Raw genomic sequence first — 15,549 nt, forward strand, 5'->3', positions numbered from 1 at the left:
GCCGGTGGGAGGTCCCACCGGCAGTGCGGGCGATCGCGGGTCGTGCGGTACCTGGGTGCAACGCACCCTGTTGGCGTCCCGTCCGCGCCCCTAGCGTCGAGATCATGAACGACGAACAGGTGATCGCGGACCAGCACGAGCGGTGGGTGTTCGGCTGGGACCGCCGCGAGGGCGACGAGCCCTTCGACTTCCGGCGGATCTTCGGCGGCCTCTACGACTTCTCCGGCCCCGTCCGCCTCTACGACGACTTCGACCCCGAGCAGAGGGTCGCGACGACCGCCGCCGAGTACGGCGCCATCTGGGAGCCCGCGTTTCGCGACATGGTCTCCGCCCACCACGCGGTCGACGACGGCCCGCACCTCCTCGCCGGGGGTGACCTGGCCGCGTCCACGCTGAGGTTCGTGGCCAGGATCGTGACCGCCGATGCCGTGACGGACATCCGCACCACGTCGTCCCTCGTGTGGCGCCGGACGGCCGGCGGGTGGCGGATCGTCCGCGAGCACAACTCGACGAAGGTGCTGCCCGCGGGGGAGCTGGACGGCCGGTTCTAGGCCCGGCGCTCGCTCGGGTTCGCCGTCCAGCTGGCCAGGATGTCCATGGCCTGCCGGGACGGCGAGCCGGGCGCGGTCGTGTAGACGTACAGCATCGTGTCCTGGTCGCCCGGCAGCACGAACGACTCGTAGTCGACGGTGAGGTCGCCGACCAGCGGGTGGCGCAGCCGCTTGGAGCCGTAGGTGCGCTGGTGCACGCGGTGCTGCTCCCACCACTCGTCGAACTCGGGGCTGCGCTCGCGCAGTTCGGCGACGAGGGCGGTGGTCGCCGGGTCGGAGGGGTCCCGGCCGACCTCGAACCGCAGGCTCTCCACGGCGGCGCGGGCCTGGTCGTGCCAGTCGGCGAACAGCGACCGGGCGCCCTCGTCGAGGAAGATCCACCGGGCGTAGTTGCGCTCCTTGGGCGGGATCTTCTCGAAGTCGCCGAACAGCGCCTTCGCCATCCGGTTGGCCGCCAGCACGTCGGTGCGGCGCCCGAGCACCAGGGCCGGTTCGCCGTCGAGCGCGTCGATCAGCTGGTGCAGGCCGGGGCGCACGCGCTGGGCGCTGCGCGCGCGGCGGGGCGCCGGGATCGACGGCAGGCCGATCAGGTCGCGCAGGTGCGTGCGGCCCGCCTCGTCGAGTTCGAGGGCGCGGCCGATCGCCTCCACCACCGCGGCGGACGGGGTGATGCGCCTGCCCTGCTCGAGCCGCGCGTAGTAGTCGGTGGACACGCCGGCGAGCAGCGCCACCTCCTCGCGGCGCAGGCCCTTGACCCGGCGGACCCTCCCGTCGGAGGGCAGGCCGGCACGGGACGGGTCGACCTGGCCGCGCGCACGGCGCAGGAAGTCGGCGAGTTCGCGGTTGAGACCGGGCATGACTCCATTCTCGTGCACCATCAGGACTCCTGAGTGGACCTCCCGGTCCTAGTCACGGGAGTCCGAGGTTTCGGAGGGCTCGTGATGCGGGCCGGAACGACCTTTCCGTGCAGCAGGCTTGCAGCCATGACCTTCCCCGCTGATCGCCCCGCCACCTGGTTCGTCACCGGCACCTCCCGCGGCCTCGGGCTCGAGCTCGTGCGGCAACTCCTCGACCGCGGCGACACCGTGGCCGCGACGACCCGCTCCACCGAACGACTCCTCACCGCCCTCGGCACCGGCACGGACCGCCTGCTGCCGCTCGAGGTCGACCTCCGCGACGAGACCGCTGTCGCCGAGGCGGTCCGGCAGGCGACCGAGCGCTTCGGCGGCCTCGACGTCGTCGTCAACAACGCCGGCTACGGCTTCCTCGCCGCCGTGGAGGAGACCTCGGCCGCCGCCGTCCGGGACATGATGGACGTGCAGGTCGCGGGCGTGTGGAACGTCCTGCGCGCCACCCTGCCGGTGCTGCGCCGGCAGGGCCGCGGTCACGTCCTCAACGTGTCCTCGGTGCTGGGCCTGACCTCCGTGCCCGGCTGGGGCCTCTACTGCGCCGGCAAGTTCGCGCTGGAGGGCCTGTCCGAGGCGCTCGCCGGAGAGGTCGCCGAGTTCGGCGTGCGGGTCACGATCGTCGAACCCGGCTACTTCCGCACCGGCTTCCTCACCACCGACTCGCTGGCGCTGCCCGAGAACACGACCGAGGCCTACCCGGCGATCCGCGAGATGGTCCGCGACCACCTGGCGTTGCAGGGCCACCAGCTCGGCGACCCGGTGCGGGGCGCCCGGCTGATGATCGAGCGCGTCGTCGCGGGCGAGGGACCGCTGCGCCTGGTCCTGGGATCCGACGCGCACGCCTACGCCACCGCCAAGGTCCAGGCGCTGCAGGCGAACCTCGACGCCGCCGCGCCGACCGCGGCCGCGAGCGACTTCCCCGCCTGACGCCCCGCTCTCCCGAGGAGGAACCAGCAGATGGGCAAGATCCTGATCGTCATGTCCGCGGCCGACGCCTGGGAGCGCACCGACGGCTCCACCTACCCGACGGGGTACTGGGCCGAGGAACTGGCCGCGCCGCACGAGAAGTTCACCGAGGCGGGCTTCACCGTCGACTTCGCCTCGCCCGGCGGCGTGCTCCAGCCGCTCGACCGGCACAGCGCCGACCCCGAGGTCGCCGGACCGGACAGCGCGCACCACGTCGAGCACGCCGAACGCGCCCTGCGGGAGTTCGGCCCGTTGCTGGAGCTCGACCGGGTCGACGTCGCCGGCTACGCCGCGGTGGTGCTGCCCGGCGGCCACGGCCCGGTGGTGGACCTCTACCGGGACCCCGACCTCGGCCGCGTGCTCACCGAGGCGGACGCGGCGGGGAAGGTCGTCGGCGCGGTCTGCCACGGGCCCGCCGGCCTGCTCTCCGCCGTCCGCGCCGACGGCACGTGGGTGTTCGCGGGCCGGAGGATGACCGCCTTCACCACCGAGGAGGAAGAGCTGTTCGGCACCTCCGAGAACGCGCCGTGGCTGCTGGACAGCACGCTGCGGGAGAAGGGCGCCCTGCACTCGCACGGGCCGGCGTACCAGCCGTACACCGTCCGCGACGGCAACCTCTTCACCGGCCAGAACCCCGCGTCGAGCGGTCCGATGGCGGACGAGATCGTCACGCACCTGACCTCGGGGGAGTGACCGGTCAGGACCGGTCGTACCGGCGGCGGGACGCGCGCACGTCGTCCAGGTGCGCGTCGGACCACTCGACCATGCGGCGGAAGATCGGCCGTAGCGACGTCGCGAGCGGGGTGTTCTCGTACTCGACGCGCGGGGGCACCTCGGGGTGGTAGGAGCGCGACACGAACCCGTCGCGCTCCAGCTGGCGCAGCCGCTGGGTGAGCACCTTGGGCGTGACGGCCGGGATGCGCTCCCGCAGCTTGCCGAACCGCATCCGGCCGTGGTGGTCGAGGGTCCACAGGACGTGCGACGTCCAGCGCCCGAACACCAGTTCCACGACGGGCGCGATCGGGCACGGGTCGTCGAGGTCGTCGGGCACGGCGTCTCCCGGTATCTTCTAGGTAACCAGTATCCTCACGATACTATCGTTGTGCGCGTTGGACTTCCGGCTCACCCCAGGAGAAGACGTGACGCAGCAGTCCCCGCGGGAGGCGACGGTTCCCCCGCGCACCGGCCCGCGCCCGGCGACCACCCCGCAGACCCCGCACGTGCAGCTCGACCAGTTCGGACCGGCCGAGGTCCAGGCCGCGCTGTGGAGCCGGATGGCGGCGCTGGCCGGCGTGCGGACCGGGCCCAGCGGCATCTCGCTGCCGTCGTCGCGCGCCCTGCACCTCGACCCCGCCGCCGCGAAGGGGCCCGCCGACGCCTTCCTGGTCGGCACCGAGTTCGCCCACCTGCACGGGGACGGCAGCGGCAGCCTGCACCTCGCGCTGCCGACCGCCCTCGCGCAAGAGGTCATCGCGTCGGGCCGAGGGGAGCAGCACCCCGCCGTGGCACTGGGGCTCGCGCATCCGACGCTGGTCATGCTCTTCGGGCCGCGCGACGCCGACGAGCTCGAGGTGGTGTGGCAGCTCGTGCGGGCCAGCCACGCGTACGCGGGGCCTGCCTAGGAGTGCCGCACCCGGGGTGATCGCGACCTGGCGGGCGGGTTCCCCGGCTCGCAGGATCGGTGTCATGAGCGAAAACGTGAACGTCGTGGGCATGTGGGTCACCGCGGACGGCCACATCCGCCAGGAGCTCCGGGCGGACGGCCGGTACGACGAGGCGCGCGGCACCCGTGCCAGCGCCTACACCGGCAGCTACACGGTGACCGGCGCGCACCTCGACTACGTCGACGACACCGGGTTCACCGCGACCGGCGACATCCGCGACGGCGTGCTCTACCACGAGCACCTGGTCCTCTACCGGGAGGCAGCCGGGTCCTGAACGGCCCAGGACGCGAGCATCGGCAGCACCTGCGCGGTGGGGGAGCCGGGTTCGACGGTGTAGACCACCAGGCGCTGGTGCGGGGCCTGCGGGACGGACACCGCCTCGACGTGGAACCGCAGGTCGCCCGCCACCGGGTGGGCGATCCGCTTCACCTGCGAGGTCCGGTCCGCGACGCCCTGCCCGGCCCACCACCGGGCCACCTGCGGGTCCGCGGCGCGCAGCTCGTCCACGAGGGCGGCCAGCAGCCGGTCGCCGGGGTTGCGGCCCAGTTCCAGGCGCAGGCCGCCGACCGCGGCCGCGGCGAAGTCGGGCCAGTTCGCGATGCGCCCGCGGACGTGCGGGTCGGTGAACAGGTAGCGCGGGAACGAGGTGCCCGGCGGCAGGTCGTGGCCCAGCACCTCGGTGAGCAGGGCGTTGCGCGCCAGCACCTCCGCCCGCCGGCCGAGCAGGATCGCGGGAAGGTGGTCGAGGCTCGTCATCACGCGCAGCAGCCCCGGTTCCGCGCGCTGGGGCGACGACCAGGCGCCCGCGCTCCTGCGCGCGGCGGGGGCCGCCAGGTCGCGCAGGTGGGCGTGCTCGACCTCGGTCAGGCGCAGCGCCCTCGCGAGCGCGTCGACCACGTCGTCGGAGACGCGGGACTGGCGGCCCTGCTCCAGGCGGCTGTAGTGGTCGGTGCTCACGCCCGCCAGCAGGGCGGCCTCCTCCTTGCGCAGGCCGGGCACCCGCCGGCGGCCGGGGAACGCCTCGATGCCCGCCTCGGCCGGGGTGAGGCGGTCGCGGCAGGCGCGCAGGAACTCGCCCAGTGCGGCGCGGTCTCGTGTCACCTCCCGAGCCTAAGCGCGCACGGGACGATCAACCTGGTCATGCCGTGCCCGGGCAGAACGCGCACTGGTCGTCCCGATCGCGAACCGGTGTCGTAGGGGCATGGCAACACACGCACTCATCACCGGGTCCACCTCCGGGATCGGCGCCGCCACCGCACGGGCGCTGGCCGCCACCGGGGCCCGCCTGGTGGTCACCGGCCGCGACCGGGACAGGGGCACCGCGCTGGCCGCCGAGCTCGGCGCGGTCTTCCTCCCGTCCGAGCTCACCGCGCCACCCGCCGCCCTGAGGTCCTTCGCCGCCCGCGCCCTCGACGCGCTCGACGGCCGCCTCGACCTGCTCGTCAACAACGCGGCGATCTGCCCGCCCGTCACCACTCCCGCGCTGGCCGACGACGACCTGGACGCGACGCTCGCCGTCAACGTCCGGGCGCCGCACGTGCTGGTCGCCGCCCTCGCGCCCGGCATGGTCGAGCGCGGGTCGGGCACGGTGATCACCATCGGGTCGTGGATGGCGTCGACCGGCACCCCGTTCGCCGCGCTCTACAGCGCGTCCAAGGCGGCCGAGGAACAGCTGACGCGCAGCTGGGCCGCCGAGTTCGGCCCGCACGGCGTCCGCGTGGCGGGCATCGCACCCGGTGTCACGCGCGACGGCGAGGCCGATGGCATCGCCGCCCGCATGGTCGCCGCGACGCCCGCGCGCCGGGCGGTCACCACCGGTGCGATCGCGCAGGCGGTCGTCTGGCTCGCTTCCCCCGCCGCGGAGTTCGTCCACGGCACCACCATCGCCGTCGACGGCGGCATCGGCGCGACCCGGCTGGAGTGGAACTGATGCGGCAGTGGGTGCTCCCGGCCGGCGCGACCTCCGCCGACGCCCTGCGGTTGCGCGAGGTGCCGGAGCCGGAGCCGGGACCGGGTGAGGTGCGCGTGCGGGTGCACGCCGTCTCGATCAACGGCCGCGACCAGATGGTCCTCAGTGGACCGTTCGGCCGGATCCCCGGTCGTGAGCTGGTGCCGCTGTCGGACGTCGCGGGCGTCGTCGACGCGACCGGTGACGGCGTGGACCTCGCGGTGGGCACGGCCGTCACGAACCTGCACTGGCAGGACGCGCCCGTGCCGGAACCGCCGCTCGGGCTCGGGGCGCTGGACGCTCCCGGCGTGCTCTCCACGCACGTCGTGCTGCCCGTGAACCAGGTGGTGCGGGCGCCCGCGCACCTCGGCCACGTCGAGTCCGCGACGCTGCCGGTCGCCGGCGTCACGGCCTGGAACGCCCTGTTCGGCGACCACCCGGTGGTGCCGGGGCAGAAGGTCGCGTCGCTGGGCACGGGAGGGGTCGCCCTCTACGCGATGCAACTCGCGCAGGCCGCGGGCGCCGACTACCTCGGGGTCGTGCGCCGTTCCTCGTCCGCACGACGACTTCACGACCTGGGCGCGGCGGAAGTGGTGGACAGCACCGGCTTCCCGCGCTGGGGCGCGCGGCTGCGGGAGCTGACCGGCGGTGCCCACAAGGTCGTCGACACCGTCGGCACCGCCACGATCCCCGACTCGCTCACCGCGCTGGCGTGGCGGGGCGAGGTCGCGCTCGTCGGGTTGTTCACGCCGGAGCCCGCGCCGCTCGACCCGATGCTGCTGTTCGGCTCGGGCGGGTCGCTGCGCGGGGTCGCGGTCGGCACCGCGGCGCACCACCGGGACCTCGTCGCGTTCATGGAACGGCACGACCTCCGCCCCGTCGTGGACAGCGTCCACCCGTTCAGCGAGGCGCCGGCGGCGTTCGCGCACCACCGGCGCCCCGGCGTGACCGGCAAGGTCGTGATCGCCGTGCCCTAGCGGAGCCGGTCGGCGGCCCACACCGCGTACTGCGACTCCGACCGCGGCGCACCGGGTTCGGTGGTGTTGCCGTAGACGAGGACGCTCTGCGCGGAGGTGCGGCCGCCCGGCCGGAACTGCACCAGCGACACCCAGGTGTCGCCGAGCACCTTCTCGAACCCGCCCGCCGCGGGCACGATCTCGAACGACTTGAGGATGCCGAGGACACCGGAGCCGCCGTCGCCGGGCAGCGCGCCGGGACCGTCGCCGAGCGAGGACACCTGTCCGACGGAGGCGTCGAGCGGGGCACCGGTGGCGAGCAGCGTCTCCTTGGCCAGGCGCAGGGTCCGCACGCCGGCGGCGGGGTCGGCCAGGCCCTCGGGCACGGCTCCCGGCGCGGGGACGCGGCGGAACAGCGACCTGTCGCCTATGCCGGCGACGTTGAGGACGCCCCACAGGGAGAAGAGCACGTAGCCCTTGCTGCCGGCGTGGGCGTGGCGGTCCCAGCCGGACAGCACGGCGACCGCGTCCGCCAGGTCCGGCTCGGCCGAGGCGGCGGCGAGGAGGTCGCCGAGGACGACGTCGGCGAGCAGGGCTCGCTTGGTGAACTTGAGGCCCAGCAAGCGTTCCGGGGAGATCTCGCGCTGCGCCCCGAGCCAGGTCCTGGACGTCACCGGGCGCAGGTCGGAGACCTGGTCGACGCTCGGTGCGATGGCCGCCGGCCAGTTCCGCGCGGGCAGCGGCGGTTCGGTGTAGAACCACGGCGTCTCGTTGCAGTTCTGCACCCAGCCGGACTCGGGGTTGACCACCCTGGGCATGGACGCCGCCGGATGAACCCCGTCCCACACCCACTTCGGGTCGTCGCCGGGCAGCCGGCGCTGGGTGTCGTCGAACGTGCCGTGGTCGCGCACCGGGGGAGTGCCGCAGAACAGCGCGCCGATCGAGCCGCGCGAGTCGGCGGCGACCATGGTGAACAACGGCAGCGGTGACCGGTCGTGGAGCTGGAACAGTTCCTCGACGCTGCGGGCGCAGGACAGCCGCCACCAGCTCTCGAGCGCGGAGGTCGCGGGGTGGTGCAGCACACCGGCGATGCGGATCGCGACGTCCACCCCGTCGGGCGCGGTCACGACCGGGCCGTGCACGCTGCTGCGTTCGAGCACGGTGACGGGCTCCGCGCCGCGCACCTCGAGGCGGTGCTCGGTGACCTCCAGCTCGCGCCGCACGCCGTCGTGCAGGTAGGTGGTGCCGGACAGCTCCAGGTCGTAGACGGACATGTTCGGGATCGGGTTGACGGTGTGGCCCCAGCCTGCCTCGGGGCTGTAGCCCATGTTCTGCCAGGGCAGCCCCAGCAGTGCCACGCCGTGGAAGTCGCGGCCGGGGTGGCGGGTGCGCACCTCGAAGAACCGCTGGTACCCGCGCCACACCAGGTGGGGGTTGATCACCAGCATCGCGTGGCCGGTGGAGGACTTCCCGCCGGAGACCGCCCAGCCGTTCGAGCCGACCGCGTCGAAGAACTGCGTGGGCGGGAACGCCAGCCCCTTGGCGTCGAGCGTCGTGAACCGCGCGAAGACCCGCACCATGTTCCCGATGACGTCGCGCGGCGTGACGGGCAGGATCTCCCGCCGGTCGCCGCCGAGCGCGGGGTTCTCGGCGCACGCGGCGTTGAAGCCGTCGCAGAACGCCGCGACCCGCGCGAGCGTCTGCGGCTCCTGGGCCCGCAGCCAGAGGTCGGTCTGCGCGTCCAGTCCCAGCTGGACGGTGAACGTGTCCTCGGCGACGTAGGCAGGCCCCCACCGCGCGGCTGCCGCTCCGCGTGCCCTGCCGTAGACGTCGAGGACCTCGCGGGCGTTCGTCCTGGCCTGGGCGTAGCCGACGCCGTGGGTGACGTCGAGCTCGTCGTCGCCGGTGACGGTGGGAACCGCCCACCGGTCCCAGGTGATCGTGGTGCGCCGGCCCGGCTCGCGTGCCAACTCCCACCGCTCGCCGCTGTCAGGCACCGGTCGCCACCTCCTCGCGACGACCGGGGGACGCCGGAGCGATGCGCCGCCGCAGGACCAGGGCGAGCAGCAGCAGGAGCGCCAGGACGACGCCGGAGAGGTTGACGAGCGGCCACGGCTCGTCCGGCTGGATCTGGCTGCTCAGCACGGAGAAGTCCCACAGCCCGTGTGCGGCCATCGCCGCCACCAGGGCGCCGGTGCCGCGGAGGACCAGGTAGAACACGAGGCCCGTCGCGCTGGTCGCCAGGACCTGGACCAGCGCCTGCGGCCCGGCGGTGATGATGTTGGTGCCGTGCGCCGCTCCGAAGAGGACGGTCGTCCACAGGCCGACCTGGAACTCGCTGTACCCGTTGGTGCGGAAGGCGAGCACACCGAGCCCGCGGAACAGCAGCTCCTCGCCGAAGCCGACCATCAGCATCGCGACGAGGAGCAGGAGGGCGAACGCCGCGCCGTGCGAGGCGAGCCCCAGGTAGTTCGTGATCACCGCGGCGGTGGCGAAGATCGCGATCGGGACCACGACGAGCCAGCGCCGCACCGGCACGCGGCTCGTGAAGACCTCCTGCCAGGCGCCCAGGTAGCCGGTCACGCCCAGCGTGAGGGCGATGGCGAGCCCGACCGGGACCACGACCACGCGGACCAGGTAGTCGATCGACGTCGGCGCGCCGTAGGCGACGTCCTGCCCGGACGTCAGCAGAGCGCTCACGCCCTGCACGAGGACCAGGTAGAGCACGACCACCACGAGGAACTGCCAGACCTTCAGGCGCCGCAACGTTCCTGTGCGCTTCTCCGCTTGCTGCCACACCGCTGCATCTCCTTCGTCGACCCGGCGCCCGTCGACGCTCTAGTACAACGTACTAGCACAATGTACTAACGGCAAACCCGGGGCATCGTGCGAGATAGGATTGGCGCGCTCAAAGGCCGGCTTCTCGCCGGTGGCACCAGGTTCGGCCAGCGGCACCAGGTTCGGAAGGAGACCGGGGAGAGGCATGGACGGTTCCCGACGGCAGCAGATCGTCGACGCGGCGCGGGCCATCCTGGCCGAGGACCCGGAGTCGACCCTGGCGGTCAGGGCGGTCGCGGAACGGGCCGGCATCGGCGCGAGCACCCTGCGCCACTACTTCCCGACCCAGCAGGCGCTGCACGAGGCGATCTTCACCACGGCGCTCGGCGACGCACCCTCGGACCTGCGCATCCACGACACGTCCGTCCCGGCTGAAGCGCGGCTGCGCGAGTGCCTCGTGCAGCTGCTGCCGCCGCCGCAGCCGATGAGCCGGGCGGCCGCCGACCGGGTGCTGACGGTGCTGGGCACCACGTTCGGGTCCGGCGGCACGGCCGAGGCGCGCAACGCGTGGGGCGCCCACACGGCCAGGACTCTCGGCGCCATCGCCGGCTGGCTCCGCGTGCTGGCCGAGCAGGGGGTCGTCGCGGAGGCCGACGTCCAGCGGCGGGCGCGGTTCCTGCTGACGGTCGTGGAGGGCATCTCCCTGTCCCGGATCGTGCCCGTCGCCCGCCCCGGTGAGGAAGAGGAGGAGGGCGTCCTCGACGACGCCCTGTCCGTCGTCTTCCGGGTGTGACCCGGCTCTCGTGGATCACCCTTGCGGTGACGGCGCGGGAGCAAGATGATTGGCACTGCCAAATAAACCAGGAGGGGGAGATCCGATGAGGATCGGTTCGAGAACGGCGGCCGGGTCATGACCACCGCCACCGCCGCGGTGCTCGCCGTGGTGTTCCTGTGGCTCGGGCACGTGGTGGCCATCTCGTTCATCGAGGCGCCGCTGCGGTTCCGGGCTCCCGATGTCACCGTGCGCATCGGGCTCGGCATCGGGAGGCTGGTCTTCCGCGCTCTCAACACGGTCGAATCCGTGCTCGCGCTGGCCCTCGTGGTGCTTTTCGCGGTGGGGACGATCCGGCCCGCGGTGGTGAGCTGGGTGGGGATCGCCGTGCTCGCTCTGGTGGTGCAGCTGGTCGTGGTCCGGCCGCGGTTGACCCGCAGGACGAAGAGGGTCGTCGCGGGGGAGGATCTGCCCCGTTCGCGGGCGCACCTCGGATACGTCGTCCTCGAAATCGGCAAAGCGGCCGCCCTGCTCGTCGGCGGCGTGCTGCTGATCTCGGGCGCGTAGGATCCGATTCCATGACCGACGTGCCGGGCTTTCCGCCCCACACCCAACTGCTGGCCGCGCTGGCCCGGCTCGGTCAGGCCACGCGGATGGACGCCGTGCGCAACGCGGGCCCGCACAACCTCAGCCCGTTGCAGGCGGACATCGTCGGCCTCTTCCGGCGCGGCGCGGCGGTGCTGCGGCAGAGCGACATCGTGACGGCGCTCGCGTCGACGGCGCCGACGATCTCCGACGCGGTGCGGGTGCTGCGCAGGAAAGGCCTGGTCGACGCCACCGCCGACCTGGCGGACGCCCGTGCGCGGCTGCTGGTGCTGACGCCGGCCGGCGAGGCGGAGGCGGAACGGCTGACCGCCTTCTCCGACGGTCTGGTCGAGGCCGTCGACACGCTGCCGGAGCAGGACCTGGCCGCGATCCTGCGGGCTGGCACGAGGCTGATGCGCGAGCTCGAGAGCCGCAACCTGATCCCGATGTCGCGCATGTGCCCCACCTGCCGCTTTTTCGTTCCCGACGCGCATCCGGGTGAAGTCCGGTCGTACCACTGCGATTTCGTGGACGCGCCTTTCGGTGCCGCCGAACTCCGCGTGACCTGTCCCGACCACGAAGTCCGCGACTGATTCTCCGTTTTTCCCCGCACATTTCGAGTGCTGAATGCCGCCGTCATTAGTTGGCACTGCCAAGTAGAAGAGGAGGAGTGGTGTCCGGAAAACCGGCCGAAGAAGATTTACGGCCCGAAGTGGTGATCGCGTGCGGTTTCACGAGCGCGCCGTTGATGTCCCTGCTGGAGCACCTGAACGAGGAACTCGGTTTCGCACGCCGCGTCACGGCGGCGGCCCACGGCCAGGTGGTGGAGCAGCTGCTGGACCCCGGCAGCGACTTCGCCCGCAACTCCTCCGGCCTGAACGTGCTGCTGGTCCAGCCGGGAGCCGGGGACACCCGCGCGGCACTGGCCCGGCTCGCGGCCGGGTTCGCCGCCCGGCACTCGGGCCACCTGCTGGTGTGCGTGGTGCCGGAGCCCTCCGGTGCCCTCGCCGACGAACTGGAGCTGGTCGGCCTCCTGAAGAGCGTCGAGGGACTCGCGGCGGTGCGGGCGGCGGACTGGTTCCACGCCCACGGGATCGCGGACCCGTTCGACGCCCGCGCGGCGGCGCTCGCCGACGTGCCGCTGACCGACGAGGCCTTCGCCACCGTCGCGCTGGGACTGTCACGGGTCGCGCGCTCGCTGTACGCCAAGCCGCGCAAGGTGATCGCCGTCGACTGCGACTACACGCTCTGGGGCGGCGCCTGCGGCGACCTCGACCCGGCCGAGCTGACGATCGACGACCGCTACCGGCAGGTCCAGCAGTTCCTGGCCGACCGCCACGACGCCGGGTTCATGCTGGTCGTCTGCAGCCGCAACGACCCCGCGAGCGTCGACCGCGTGTTCGCCGAGCGGGCGGGCGACCTGCTGCTCACCCCGGAGCACTTCGTCGCCCGGCGGGTCAACTGGGACCCCAAGTGGCGCAACCTCACCTCCCTCGCCGCCGAGCTCGGCGTCGGCGTGGACAGCTTCGTCCTGGTCGACGACGACGCGCTGACGTGCGCGCAGACCGCCGAGGCGCTGCCGTCGACCGGCGTGGTGCACCTTCCCGACGACGCGGACGCCCTCGCGGTCCTGCGGCGCAGCACCGCCTTCGACCGGTTCTTCACCACCGAGGCGGACCGGCTGCGCAACGAGAGCTACCGCGGCGCGGCGTTGCGGGCCGAGCAGGTCGCGGCCGTCAGCAGCCCCGAGGAGCTGAACGCGCGGCTGGAGACCGTCGTCGAGGTCGTGCCCGCGGAGCAGGCGCACTGGCGGCGCATCGAGCAGCTGGCCGCGCGGACCAACCAGTTCACCAGCGCGACGATGACGCCCGCCCAGGTGGGGGCCGCGCTGCGCGCCGGTGCGCCGGGCTGGGTCGTGTCGCTGCGCGACCGGTTCGGCGACTACGGGGTCGTGGGTGCCGTGGTGGCGGCGGACACCGGCGGCGACTGGACCGTGGACGCGCTGATGATGAGCTGCCGGGCGTTGAACCGCGGGGTCGCGGAGACGCTGCTCGACACCGCGGTGCGGGCGGGGGCGGCGGCCGGGTTCCCGCGCACGCACGTCCCCCTGCGCCCCACCGGCCGCAACGACCTCGCGATCGACTTCCTCACCGAACGTGCCGCGGACGTCCGCGAGCAGGCGGACAGCCGGCTCCTGGTCGTCCTCGACCCCCCTGCTCCTGCCGACCGGGAAGAGGCGTCCCGATGACCGACACGAATCCCGCCGCACTGGTGGCCGCGGTGCAGCGACGACGCCGGGACCTGGCCGCCGAGGCGGCACGGGTGCGCGGGTTCCTCGCACTGGGCAAGGGGGTCGAGCACGTCGAGGTGCGGGCGGAGACCTCCGGCCGGTTGCACGCGGTCGTCTGGGTGGCACCGACCCCGAGCGGCCTCGGCGACTTCCGGCTGCCCGACGGCACCGTCGTCACCGACCTGAACCACTACGAGACGGCCTACCTGTACCAGGAGATCTTCGTCGACCGGGTCTACCGGCCGGAGGCCCTGCGGCTTCCGGAGGACGCCGTGGTGCTCGACGTCGGCGCGAACATCGGGCTGTTCTCGCTGTCGGTGGCGCGCGGGTTCCCGCGGCGCCGGGTGATCGCCTTCGAACCCGCGCCGGACGCCTACGCCGCGCTGGTCGCGAACGTCGAGGCGCACTCGCTCCCGGTGACGTGCCTGCCGTGGGCCCTCGGAGCCGAGTCGGGCCGCACCACGATGACCGTCTACCCGGCCGCCTCGGTGTTCTCGAGCCTCGACGCCGACCCCGACGCGGACCGGTCCGCGATGCGGGCCGCGATCGAGGTCGCCGCCGAGGACGTCACCGACATCGCGGCGGTCACCGCCGTCGCCGCCAGGGTCGCGGCCGACCGCGTCGAGGGCGCGATCGAGGTGCCGGTGGAGGTGCGCAGGCTGTCCGAGGTGTTCGACGAGCTCGGCCTCGGCCACGTCGACCTGCTCAAGCTGGACGCGGAGGGAGCGGAGCTCGGCATCCTCCGCCACCTGCGCCCCGGCGACCTGGCGAAGATCGGCAACGTCCTGGTCGAGGTGCACTCCGCGGCCGACCGGCAAGCCCTCGTCGAGCTGCTGGAGAACGCCGGCTTCACCTGCGCCGTCGTGGACGTGCCCGCGTTGGAGGGCACCGGTTTCGTGAACCTGCACGCGTTCCGGGACAAGGCCTCGTGGCCGGGCACCCGGCTCGAGGTCCGGCCCCCGGTCCCGCCGCTCACGGCCCGGCAGCGGCTGCGCCAGGCGCTCGACAGCTTCCTCGGCGCGAACGACGTCGCGCTGGAGGTCCGCACCGACCCGCCGCCGGTGCGGCCCGCCGCGGCCGATGACACCGCCGACCCGGCCTCGGTGCCGGGACTGGCCGAGGCCTGGCGGCACGCCGTCGGCACCGAACCCGGTGGCACCGCGGACTTCTTCGAGCTCGGCGGCACCTCGATGGCCGCCGTCCGGATGCTCTCGCGGCTGCACCGCGACCACGGCTACGAACTCCGGCTCGACGACTTCCTCGAGTCACCCACCGCGGCCACCCTGGCCGCGCTCTGCACCCGCAACGACTGAAAACAGGAGAGAAGACCATGGAATTCCTCAGCGCGACCGACCTGCAGCAGATCCCGCCCCTGCCCGAGCAGTACCACGAGCACTTCACCGGCACGACCGAGCTGCGCGAGCTGGAGGTGGGCGCTCCGGAGGGCGAGGCGAGCGTGCTGCTCGTCCGGTTCGAGCCCGGCGCCCGCAACGCCTGGCACCGGCACACCGGCGGCCAGCTGATCTACGTCACCGAGGGCGAGGGCTACGTGCAGACCCGCGGCCAGGATCCCGTGGTGGTGCGCGCGGGCGACGCGGTCGCCTGCCCTCCCGACGAGGAGCACTGGCACGGCGCGACTCCCGGCGGTCCCGGCATGACGCACCTCGCGGTCACCTACGGCAAGATCGTGTGGCTGGAGCCGCACGAGCAGAGCTAGAGGCCGGCCCGCGGCCCTCGTGAGGACCCCGGAGACGGCACCGCCTCCGGGTCTCCCGGCCGCGACACCTCTAGCACCGGACCCGCGGGACCGGTGCTAGAGCTCCGCACGGGCCGCGCGCAGCAGCGCGGCGATCTCCGGGGCCCGGTGCTCGGGGAAGAAGTGGTCGCCCTCCAGCGCCACGACGTCGCACCGGGCGGTGGTCTCCGCCGCCCACGCCGCGGCGTCCGCCGGCGGGGCGTCCGGGTCCCGCGTCCCGGCCAGCACCAGCACCGGGACGTCGAGCGGCGGCCGCGCGGGCAGCGGCCAGGTCTCCGCGAGGCGGAGGTCGGCGCGCAGCACCGGCAGGACGAGGCGGCGCAGTTCCGCCATCTCGAACGGCTCCGGGTCCGCGCCCAGCCCGACCAACGCCGC

General features: G+C 73.4%; 19 protein-coding genes. 13 read left to right on the forward strand and 6 right to left on the reverse strand.

Annotated features, from left to right (window positions below; genetic code table 11):
* The first annotated feature begins 104 nt into the window (after window positions 1–104).
* On the forward strand, window positions 105–551 hold the full coding sequence (locus ACFWGZ_RS30575) for a YybH family protein (protein ID WP_382455050.1): 447 nt from the start codon (window positions 105–107) through the stop codon (window positions 549–551).
* Here ACFWGZ_RS30575 and ACFWGZ_RS30580 read toward each other — a convergent pair.
* Entirely contained in the window at window positions 548–1,429 is an 882-nt protein-coding gene (locus ACFWGZ_RS30580) for a helix-turn-helix domain-containing protein (RefSeq protein WP_382455051.1), read from the reverse strand. The genes ACFWGZ_RS30575 and ACFWGZ_RS30580 overlap by 4 nt on opposite strands.
* 105 nt (window positions 1,430–1,534) lie before the next feature.
* On the opposite strand from ACFWGZ_RS30580, the gene ACFWGZ_RS30585 reads away from it, so the two are divergent.
* Both ACFWGZ_RS30585 and ACFWGZ_RS30590 read left to right on the forward strand, forming a co-directional pair.
* Window positions 1,535–2,386 (forward strand): SDR family oxidoreductase, encoded by an 852-nt coding sequence (locus ACFWGZ_RS30585; protein WP_382455052.1) that lies wholly within the window; start codon window positions 1,535–1,537, stop codon window positions 2,384–2,386.
* A gap of 30 nt (window positions 2,387–2,416) precedes the next feature.
* Window positions 2,417–3,118: a type 1 glutamine amidotransferase domain-containing protein gene (locus tag ACFWGZ_RS30590; protein WP_382455053.1), complete on the forward strand. Its 702-nt coding sequence runs from the start codon at window positions 2,417–2,419 to the stop codon at window positions 3,116–3,118.
* 4 nt (window positions 3,119–3,122) lie between these two features.
* Here the strand turns inward: ACFWGZ_RS30590 and ACFWGZ_RS30595 are convergent, their stop codons facing one another.
* Window positions 3,123–3,476, reverse strand: a complete 354-nt coding sequence (locus ACFWGZ_RS30595; RefSeq protein ID WP_382455054.1) for a winged helix-turn-helix transcriptional regulator — start codon at window positions 3,474–3,476, stop codon at window positions 3,123–3,125.
* A gap of 88 nt (window positions 3,477–3,564) precedes the next feature.
* On the opposite strand from ACFWGZ_RS30595, the gene ACFWGZ_RS30600 reads away from it, so the two are divergent.
* Together ACFWGZ_RS30600 and ACFWGZ_RS30605 are read left to right on the forward strand one after the other, a co-directional pair.
* Complete coding sequence (locus ACFWGZ_RS30600) at window positions 3,565–4,047, forward strand: luciferase family protein (protein WP_382455055.1); 483 nt, start codon at window positions 3,565–3,567, stop codon at window positions 4,045–4,047.
* A 64-nt stretch (window positions 4,048–4,111) separates the two neighbouring features.
* Entirely contained in the window at window positions 4,112–4,363 is a 252-nt protein-coding gene (locus ACFWGZ_RS30605; protein ID WP_382455056.1) for an Atu4866 domain-containing protein, read from the forward strand.
* Here ACFWGZ_RS30605 and ACFWGZ_RS30610 read toward each other — a convergent pair.
* Complete coding sequence (locus tag ACFWGZ_RS30610; RefSeq protein ID WP_382455057.1) at window positions 4,339–5,190, reverse strand: helix-turn-helix transcriptional regulator; 852 nt, start codon at window positions 5,188–5,190, stop codon at window positions 4,339–4,341. The genes ACFWGZ_RS30605 and ACFWGZ_RS30610 overlap by 25 nt on opposite strands.
* A gap of 100 nt (window positions 5,191–5,290) precedes the next feature.
* Between ACFWGZ_RS30610 and ACFWGZ_RS30615 the strand changes: the two genes are divergently transcribed.
* Both ACFWGZ_RS30615 and ACFWGZ_RS30620 read left to right on the forward strand, forming a co-directional pair.
* Window positions 5,291–6,019: an SDR family NAD(P)-dependent oxidoreductase gene (locus ACFWGZ_RS30615; RefSeq protein ID WP_382455058.1), complete on the forward strand. Its 729-nt coding sequence runs from the start codon at window positions 5,291–5,293 to the stop codon at window positions 6,017–6,019.
* Window positions 6,019–7,014 carry an NAD(P)-dependent alcohol dehydrogenase gene (locus tag ACFWGZ_RS30620; protein WP_382455059.1) on the forward strand — a complete coding sequence of 332 codons (996 nt, stop codon included), beginning with the start codon at window positions 6,019–6,021 and terminating at the stop codon, window positions 7,012–7,014. The genes ACFWGZ_RS30615 and ACFWGZ_RS30620 overlap by 1 nt, the downstream gene beginning before the upstream one ends.
* On the opposite strand, the gene ACFWGZ_RS30625 is transcribed toward ACFWGZ_RS30620, so the two are convergent.
* Window positions 7,011–8,990 carry a penicillin acylase family protein gene (locus tag ACFWGZ_RS30625; RefSeq protein WP_382455060.1) on the reverse strand — a complete coding sequence of 660 codons (1,980 nt, stop codon included), beginning with the start codon at window positions 8,988–8,990 and terminating at the stop codon, window positions 7,011–7,013. The two genes, ACFWGZ_RS30620 and ACFWGZ_RS30625, sit on opposite strands and share 4 nt — an antisense overlap.
* The gene (locus ACFWGZ_RS30630) at window positions 8,983–9,792 is read right to left on the reverse strand and encodes a CPBP family intramembrane glutamic endopeptidase (RefSeq protein ID WP_382455061.1); all 810 of its coding nucleotides are present in this window, start codon (window positions 9,790–9,792) and stop codon (window positions 8,983–8,985) included. The genes ACFWGZ_RS30625 and ACFWGZ_RS30630 overlap by 8 nt, the downstream gene beginning before the upstream one ends.
* Before the next feature lie 184 nt (window positions 9,793–9,976).
* On the opposite strand from ACFWGZ_RS30630, the gene ACFWGZ_RS30635 reads away from it, so the two are divergent.
* From ACFWGZ_RS30635 to ACFWGZ_RS30660, 6 genes are all read left to right on the forward strand, one after another.
* Entirely contained in the window at window positions 9,977–10,564 is a 588-nt protein-coding gene (locus tag ACFWGZ_RS30635; protein ID WP_382455062.1) for a TetR/AcrR family transcriptional regulator, read from the forward strand.
* Between the two features lie 117 nt (window positions 10,565–10,681).
* Window positions 10,682–11,110 carry a hypothetical protein gene (locus tag ACFWGZ_RS30640; protein WP_382455063.1) on the forward strand — a complete coding sequence of 143 codons (429 nt, stop codon included), beginning with the start codon at window positions 10,682–10,684 and terminating at the stop codon, window positions 11,108–11,110.
* Window positions 11,111–11,121: 11 nt separating this feature from the next.
* Window positions 11,122–11,721, forward strand: a complete 600-nt coding sequence (locus tag ACFWGZ_RS30645; RefSeq protein ID WP_382455064.1) for a MarR family winged helix-turn-helix transcriptional regulator — start codon at window positions 11,122–11,124, stop codon at window positions 11,719–11,721.
* Between the two features lie 119 nt (window positions 11,722–11,840).
* Complete coding sequence (locus ACFWGZ_RS30650) at window positions 11,841–13,376, forward strand: HAD-IIIC family phosphatase (RefSeq protein WP_382455065.1); 1,536 nt, start codon at window positions 11,841–11,843, stop codon at window positions 13,374–13,376.
* On the forward strand, window positions 13,373–14,731 hold the full coding sequence (locus ACFWGZ_RS30655) for an FkbM family methyltransferase (protein ID WP_382455066.1): 1,359 nt from the start codon (window positions 13,373–13,375) through the stop codon (window positions 14,729–14,731). The genes ACFWGZ_RS30650 and ACFWGZ_RS30655 overlap by 4 nt, the downstream gene beginning before the upstream one ends.
* A 17-nt stretch (window positions 14,732–14,748) precedes the next feature.
* Window positions 14,749–15,135, forward strand: a complete 387-nt coding sequence (locus ACFWGZ_RS30660; RefSeq protein WP_382455067.1) for a cupin domain-containing protein — start codon at window positions 14,749–14,751, stop codon at window positions 15,133–15,135.
* Window positions 15,136–15,231: 96 nt separating this feature from the next.
* Here ACFWGZ_RS30660 and ACFWGZ_RS30665 read toward each other — a convergent pair.
* On the reverse strand, window positions 15,232–15,549 hold a 318-nt coding region (locus ACFWGZ_RS30665; RefSeq protein ID WP_382455068.1), incomplete at its 5' end, for a thioesterase domain-containing protein.

This window comes from Lentzea sp. NPDC060358, from assembly GCF_042725365.1.
Taxonomy (GTDB): domain Bacteria; phylum Actinomycetota; class Actinomycetes; order Mycobacteriales; family Pseudonocardiaceae; genus Lentzea.